Source organism: Anaerobacillus sp. (genome assembly GCF_046314235.1).
Taxonomy (GTDB): Bacteria; Bacillota; Bacilli; order Bacillales; family Anaerobacillaceae; genus Anaerobacillus.
Genome location: NZ_JBKBWN010000040.1, coordinates 1 through 6,245, shown reverse-complemented (window position 1 = coordinate 6,245; position 6,245 = coordinate 1). Strand labels below are relative to the sequence as shown.

Here is a 6,245-nt window from a genome sequence, read left to right as displayed (position 1 = left end):
CAAACATGGTAATTGCCATAATGACCGGATAATCTCTTTCAAACGTTGCATCAATAAATAACTTCCCGATCCCAGGCCAACTAAATAATGTCTCTACAATTACAGAACCACCAATAAATGTAGGTAGCATTAAACCGAAAATTGTAATAATCGGAATAAGTCCATTGCGTAAACCATGCTTATAAATAACTGTTCGCTCACGGAAACCTTTAGAACGGGCAGTACGAATATAATCTTGATTTATAACTTCTAGCATACTTGATCTAGTATAACGAGTAAGACCAGCCATATCAGCAGTTGCTAGAACAATAGATGGCAAGATTAAGTGATGGAGACGATCTAATATACTAAAGTCTCCTCCAAGTGTTGATACACCACCTACCGGTGTCCAACCTAATTGAACAGAGAATAACATAATAAGCATAAGTCCTAACCAAAAGTTCGGTGTAGCTAAACCTAAAAATGAAGTTATTGTTACACCATAATCTAACTTTGAATACTGCTTAGTAGCAGATAAAACACCAAACGGTATTGAAATGACAACTGCTAAAATCGTTGAAAATAACATTAATATTAGTGTATTTGGTAAACGATCTAAAATCATATCTTTAACAGGCTGTTTTTTTGTAAAAGAAGTCCCAAAGTCTCCTTTAACAACATTGCCCATCCAATTAAGATATTGAATATGCGGTGGTTGATTTAAGCCTAACTTCTCCATTTGTCTCTCACGATCCTCGACAGATATATCTGGATCTAAGTTCATAATCGCAGGTTTCCCTGGTGCCGCATACATAATGGCAAAGGAGATAACTGAAATCCCAAACAAAATTGGAATCATCATCACTAGTCGGCGAATTAAATACGTAGTCATTTACATTACTCCCTTACTGATTATTTAATCGAAAAACTTGGCCGATCGCCAAGTTTAAAAAGCGAATGCCTTCGTTTTTCTTATACTTTATAAAAACCATAACAGGTAGTTATAATCTTTAAAAAGTATAGGAAGAAGGGGACAGGTAGTCCCCTTTTATCCATACTAGTTGTTATCTAAATACCACTCATTAACACGGTAGAAAGTTACGCGCGGATGGTGAACGAAACCTTTAATGTTTTTGTTCATAGCAAGATGTTGTTGTGGGTAGTAAAGGAACGTGTATGGTTGCTCCTCAGCAAGGATTTCCCAAACTTTTGCAAGTTCTTTTGCACGTTCTGTTTGATCTAAGATTGTTCTGTTTAAATCAGAAATTCTATCTACTTCTTCATTAGAGAAGCTAATGTTATTTAAACCATTTTCAATTTCTTTAGAGTGCCAAATAGCAGTTGGATCTGGATCAAGAGCTAGACCCCATGCTAATACTACAGCATCAAAGTCGTAGTTTGGAGGGTTGATCTTATCTAAGAATGCGCCCCACTCCATTTGTTCTGCTTTAACTTCGATACCAACTTGACCTAAATACTGTTGCATAATAATCCCGATATCACGACGAGTTGTATTTCCATCGTTTGAAAGAACTGTGAACGAGAATTTTTGTCCGTCTTTTTGAAGAATTCCATCTGCACCTGGCTCCCAGCCAGCTTCAGCTAATAATTCTTTTGCTCTTTCAGGATTGAATTCAAATTTAGGAACATTGTCATTGTACGCCCAGCTAAGTGGAGATACAGGGGCATGTGCTACTTCTGCACGGCCTTCTAATATTGTTTCAGTAATTTCTTGACGATCAATTGCATGTGTTAATGCTTGACGAACTTTTTTGTCTTGGAACAATGGATTTTGTAAGTTCCAACCAATATAGTCATAACGTAAAGCTAAAGTTGAAGATACGTTCACATGGTCATAATTTTCAATTGTTACAAGCTCAGAAGCTGGTGCAACGATGTGATCAACGTCACCAGTTTCAAGTAATAATACTAACGCATTAGCGTCAGCAGCAAAACGCCAAGTTACTTTATCAAGGTAAGGACGGCCTTCAAAATACTCTTCAAACGCTTCTACTACTAAGTTTTGTCCTGGAGTCCAGCTTACAAATTTAAATGGACCAGCTCCAACTGGGTTGTCGATATTATATTCTCTGTAATCTTCTAAGTCAGCAATAGCTACATCTTCTAATAAGTGCTTAGGTAAAATTGCATATCCAGCAGTAATTGCCCATTGAGCATCTGGCTCAGATAACGTAAATTGAACTGTGTAGTCATCTAAAGCTTCAACTTTTTCAAGTTTGTCAAATGTACTAGCACGAGGACCAGTATAGTCTGGGTGTACTGGAATTTCAAAAGAGAATACTACGTCATGTGCAGTTAGTTGAGTACCATCATGGAACTTAACATCGTCACGCAACTTGTATGTCCAAACCAACCCGTCTTCAGAAATCTCTGGTTGATCTACTGCGATGTGTGGAACCATCTCAAGGTTCTCATTTGAACGCATTAATCCTGCAAATACTAAATCTGTAACATCAGCACTAGCTGAGTCTTGGTTATAGTAATCATTGAAGATTACAGGCTCACCAGAAGATCCTAATACAATACTTCCACCTTGTTTCGGTTCTCCAGTTGCTTCTTCCCCAGCTTTTGCATCATCTGTTGCTGGAGTTTCTTCCTTTTCTGTAGTTGTGCCATTTCCGCCACATGCTACTAGGAATAAAGATAACATTAAAATCATGCTTAGAAGTGTTAATAACGACTTCTTTGTTGTCATTTGAATTTCCCCCTTTAGAAAATTTTGAATATTTAATGTAGAGATGGACTCTACCGAATGCCACATACTATTCGTATAGGTGGCAAGCGACAAAGTGGCCTGGCTCTAACTCTTTCAACATAGGTACAACTTGCTTACAATGATCCATCGCTTGCGGACATCGTGTATGAAATACACATCCTTGCGGTGGGTTTGCAGGGCTAGGAACGTCCCCTTTTAAGATAATTCGCTCACGCTTCACTTCACTCGGATGAGTTTTAGGGATAGCTGAGAGCAATGCTTGAGTATACGGATGAAGTGGGTTGCTATATAACGTTTTTTTATCGGTTACTTCCATCATCCTACCTAAGTACATAACGCCAATTCGATCTGAGATATGTTTAACTACAGCTAAATCATGGGCGATAAATAAGTACGTTAACCCAAACTCTTTTTGAAGATCATCCATAATATTTAGAACTTGCGACTGAATTGACACATCTAATGCAGAGACTGGTTCATCTCCAATAATTAACTTTGGATTTAACGTTAACGCTCGGGCAATACCAATTCTCTGCCGTTGTCCACCTGAAAATTCATGTGGGTAACGATCTCGTAGATTTGGATTTAATCCAACTCGATCAAGTAAATGCTCAACTCTTTCTTTTCGTTCTTTCTTCGAATATAAGTTATGGACCCGGAATGGTTCTTCAAGAATAGTTCCAACCGTTTTCCGTGGGTTTAAAGAAGAGTAAGGATCTTGAAACACCATTTGAATATCTTTGCGATATGGCTTTAACTGATTTTCACTTAAACCTGAAAGATCTTGGCCTTCAAAAAGGATTTCGCCTTCTGTTGGTTCATACAAACGAATGATCGTTCGTCCAGTTGTTGACTTTCCACAACCAGATTCTCCTACAAGACCAAACGTCTCTCCTTTTTTAATGAAGAAACTAACATCATCGACAGCCTTAATATGCCCAACTGTTTTCTGAAGAATCCCTGATTTAACTGGAAAATATTTCTTAAGACCTTTTACCTCTAGTAAAATATCAGAATTCTTTTGTTCTATTAAATTAGTACTTGAGTCTAATGTAACATTACTCATCTCTAGTTATCTCCTTCCTCATGCAAGAAGCAACGCGACTTGCGGCCTGGATAAACTTCAATAAGCTCTGGTTGACTTTCCAAGCACTTTTCCATAACATGTGCACAGCGCGTTGAAAAACGACAGCCTTTCGGGAAGTTATCTGGAGAAGGTACATTTCCACCTATTGAAGACAAACGATCTTGTTCTTCATCAATTTTCGGAACTGAGTTCAACAATCCTTGAGTATAAGGATGTAGTGGTTTATCAAACAGCTCAACAATCGCCGACTCTTCTACTACCTGTCCTGCATACATAACCAATACTCTGTCAGCTAGTTCAGCAACAACTCCTAAATCATGAGTTATTAAAATGATCGAGGAACTGAATTTCTTAGATAACTCTTTCATCAATTCTAAAATTTGTGCTTGAACAGTAACATCTAATGCAGTTGTTGGCTCATCTGCTATTAATAGCTTTGGATCACAGCTCATCGCCATAGCTATCATTACCCTTTGTCTCATCCCACCAGATAAACGGTGAGGGTAATCATCCAATATCTCTTCTGCACGAGCGAACCCTACAATTTTAAGAAGTTCAACAGCTCTTTCTCTCGCTTCTTTTTTCGAAATCTTTTTGTGATAAATTAGAACTTCTGTAATTTGTTCACCAATTGTTAAAACCGGATTAAGTGAAGACATTGGTTCTTGGAAAATCATTGCTATATCATTCCCACGAACTTTGAACATCTCATTTTCACTTAATGAAAGTAAGTCGGTTCCGTCAAAAATAATTTCTCCAGCTACAGTTTTCCCACCTGGTTTTGGTACAAGCCCCATAATCGAAAGAGACGTAATACTTTTTCCAGATCCTGATTCACCAACAATAGCCAACGTTTCACCTTTTTTAACTTTAAAGTCTAATCCGTCAACAACTGGAAAAACTTTGTTTTTTGAAAAAAAGTGGGTCTTTAAGTTTTTTACTTCTAACAACGTAGACATCAGTTGCATTCACCACCTATTATTCCTGTTCTATGAAACTAGTACCTATTAAATTATAATTTTAAAAAAGTTAATTTTCTAACAATTTTAGGTAAATTAATTTTTTGAAAATAATAATTTTTCTCACATAGTGAATATTACACCAGCTTAGCAATTGTGTCAATATTATTACAGCAATTTTTAGAAAACACTTATTTCAAGAATAATAATATATTCAATAAGCATTGTAAGGGGTAGTTTTATATTAATGAAATACTTTGTTCTAAATTTATTTTACACAACAAAATAATTTTAATTATTCTGAAAAAATAAATCTGTCATTACACAAATACAGAAAAGTTATACTTTTCAAAATAATTAGTAAATGTTAGCTGTTTTATGTTTAAAATACAAAAAAAGATTAACCTCTAACGAGGCTAACCTTTATTTTACTTTTTTATTTTTCAATTACTCGTGGATCAAGGGCATCACGTAACCCATCACCAACAAAGTTAAATGATAGTACTGTTAATAAAATCATCATACCTGGAAAGGTTGGATACCACCAAGCATTTCTAAATATTGTTACACTCTGAGAGTATGTAAGCATGTTACCCCATGTAGCCGTTGGCGGCTGTACTCCTAATCCTAAGAAACTAAGCGCTGATTCTGTTAAGATAAATGAACCTACCGCAAGTGTCGCTGCAACAATAACAGGACCAAAAGCACTTGGTAAAATTTGTCCAAAGATAATTCGTGTATTTGACATACCAATTGTTCGGGCTGCTAAGACAAATTCTCGTTTTTTTAATGTTAAAAACTCACCACGAACTAAACGGGCCGTTCCAGTCCAGCTTAAGAAAGCAAAAACCATAATTAGTTTATCAATACTCGGCTCAAGCACGGCAACTAACGTAATTAATAAAAAGATACTCGGAAATGAAATAATTACATCGACTAAACGCATTAAAAACGCGTCTACTAAACCACCGAAATATCCAGAAATTGCTCCTACTGTTGTTCCTATTGTCACGGCTCCAACCATCGCTACAAAGCCTACAAATAGAGAAACTCTCCCTCCGAATAAAAGTCGGCTAAAAATATCTCTACCTAAATGATCAGTTCCTAACAGAAACTCTGCGCTCGGTTGCGCTAAACGATTTCTTAGGTTCTGGAAGTCTGGATCATGTGGTGCAATCCAAGGTGCTAGTAGTGCACTGCCAATTATAAATACCAATAGAATTAATCCAAACACAGCTAACTTATTTTGCAAAAATTTAGCAACAATTATTGATAAAAGAGAACGTCTTTTCCCTAACGTTTGTTCAATATTATTATGAATGTTATTGTTTGGTAATTGTAGTTCTGGTTTTCCCATACTTGCCACCTCCTAATACTCGATCCTTGGATCTAGAACTGCATAAAGGATATCTGCGATTAAGTTTCCAAGAACTGTTAGTACTGCACCAAACATGGTAATTGCCATAATGACCGGATAATCTCT

The 6,245-nt window shown here is 36.5% G+C and carries 5 protein-coding genes and 1 pseudogene; all 6 read right to left on the bottom strand.

The features are described 5' to 3' along the window. The coding region (locus ACK4M9_RS22495) for an ABC transporter permease (RefSeq protein ID WP_409855019.1) at positions 1-871 on the bottom strand (871 nt) is incomplete at its 3' end. A gap of 165 nt (positions 872-1,036) precedes the next feature. Then, complete coding sequence (locus ACK4M9_RS22490) at positions 1,037-2,695, bottom strand: peptide-binding protein (RefSeq protein ID WP_409855018.1); 1,659 nt, start codon at positions 2,693-2,695, stop codon at positions 1,037-1,039. 67 nt (positions 2,696-2,762) lie between these two features. Beyond that, positions 2,763-3,782, bottom strand: a complete 1,020-nt coding sequence (locus tag ACK4M9_RS22485) for an ABC transporter ATP-binding protein (protein WP_409855017.1) — start codon at positions 3,780-3,782, stop codon at positions 2,763-2,765. A gap of 2 nt (positions 3,783-3,784) precedes the next feature. Next, positions 3,785-4,762, bottom strand: a complete 978-nt coding sequence (locus ACK4M9_RS22480; RefSeq protein WP_409855016.1) for an ABC transporter ATP-binding protein — start codon at positions 4,760-4,762, stop codon at positions 3,785-3,787. A gap of 436 nt (positions 4,763-5,198) precedes the next feature. Continuing rightward, a complete protein-coding gene (gene opp4C / locus ACK4M9_RS22475) occupies positions 5,199-6,119 on the bottom strand; it encodes an oligopeptide ABC transporter permease (protein ID WP_409855015.1) in 921 nt (306 codons plus the stop codon). A 12-nt stretch (positions 6,120-6,131) separates the two neighbouring features. Next, positions 6,132-6,245, bottom strand: a pseudogene (locus tag ACK4M9_RS22470) (diguanylate cyclase); the annotation flags it as partial.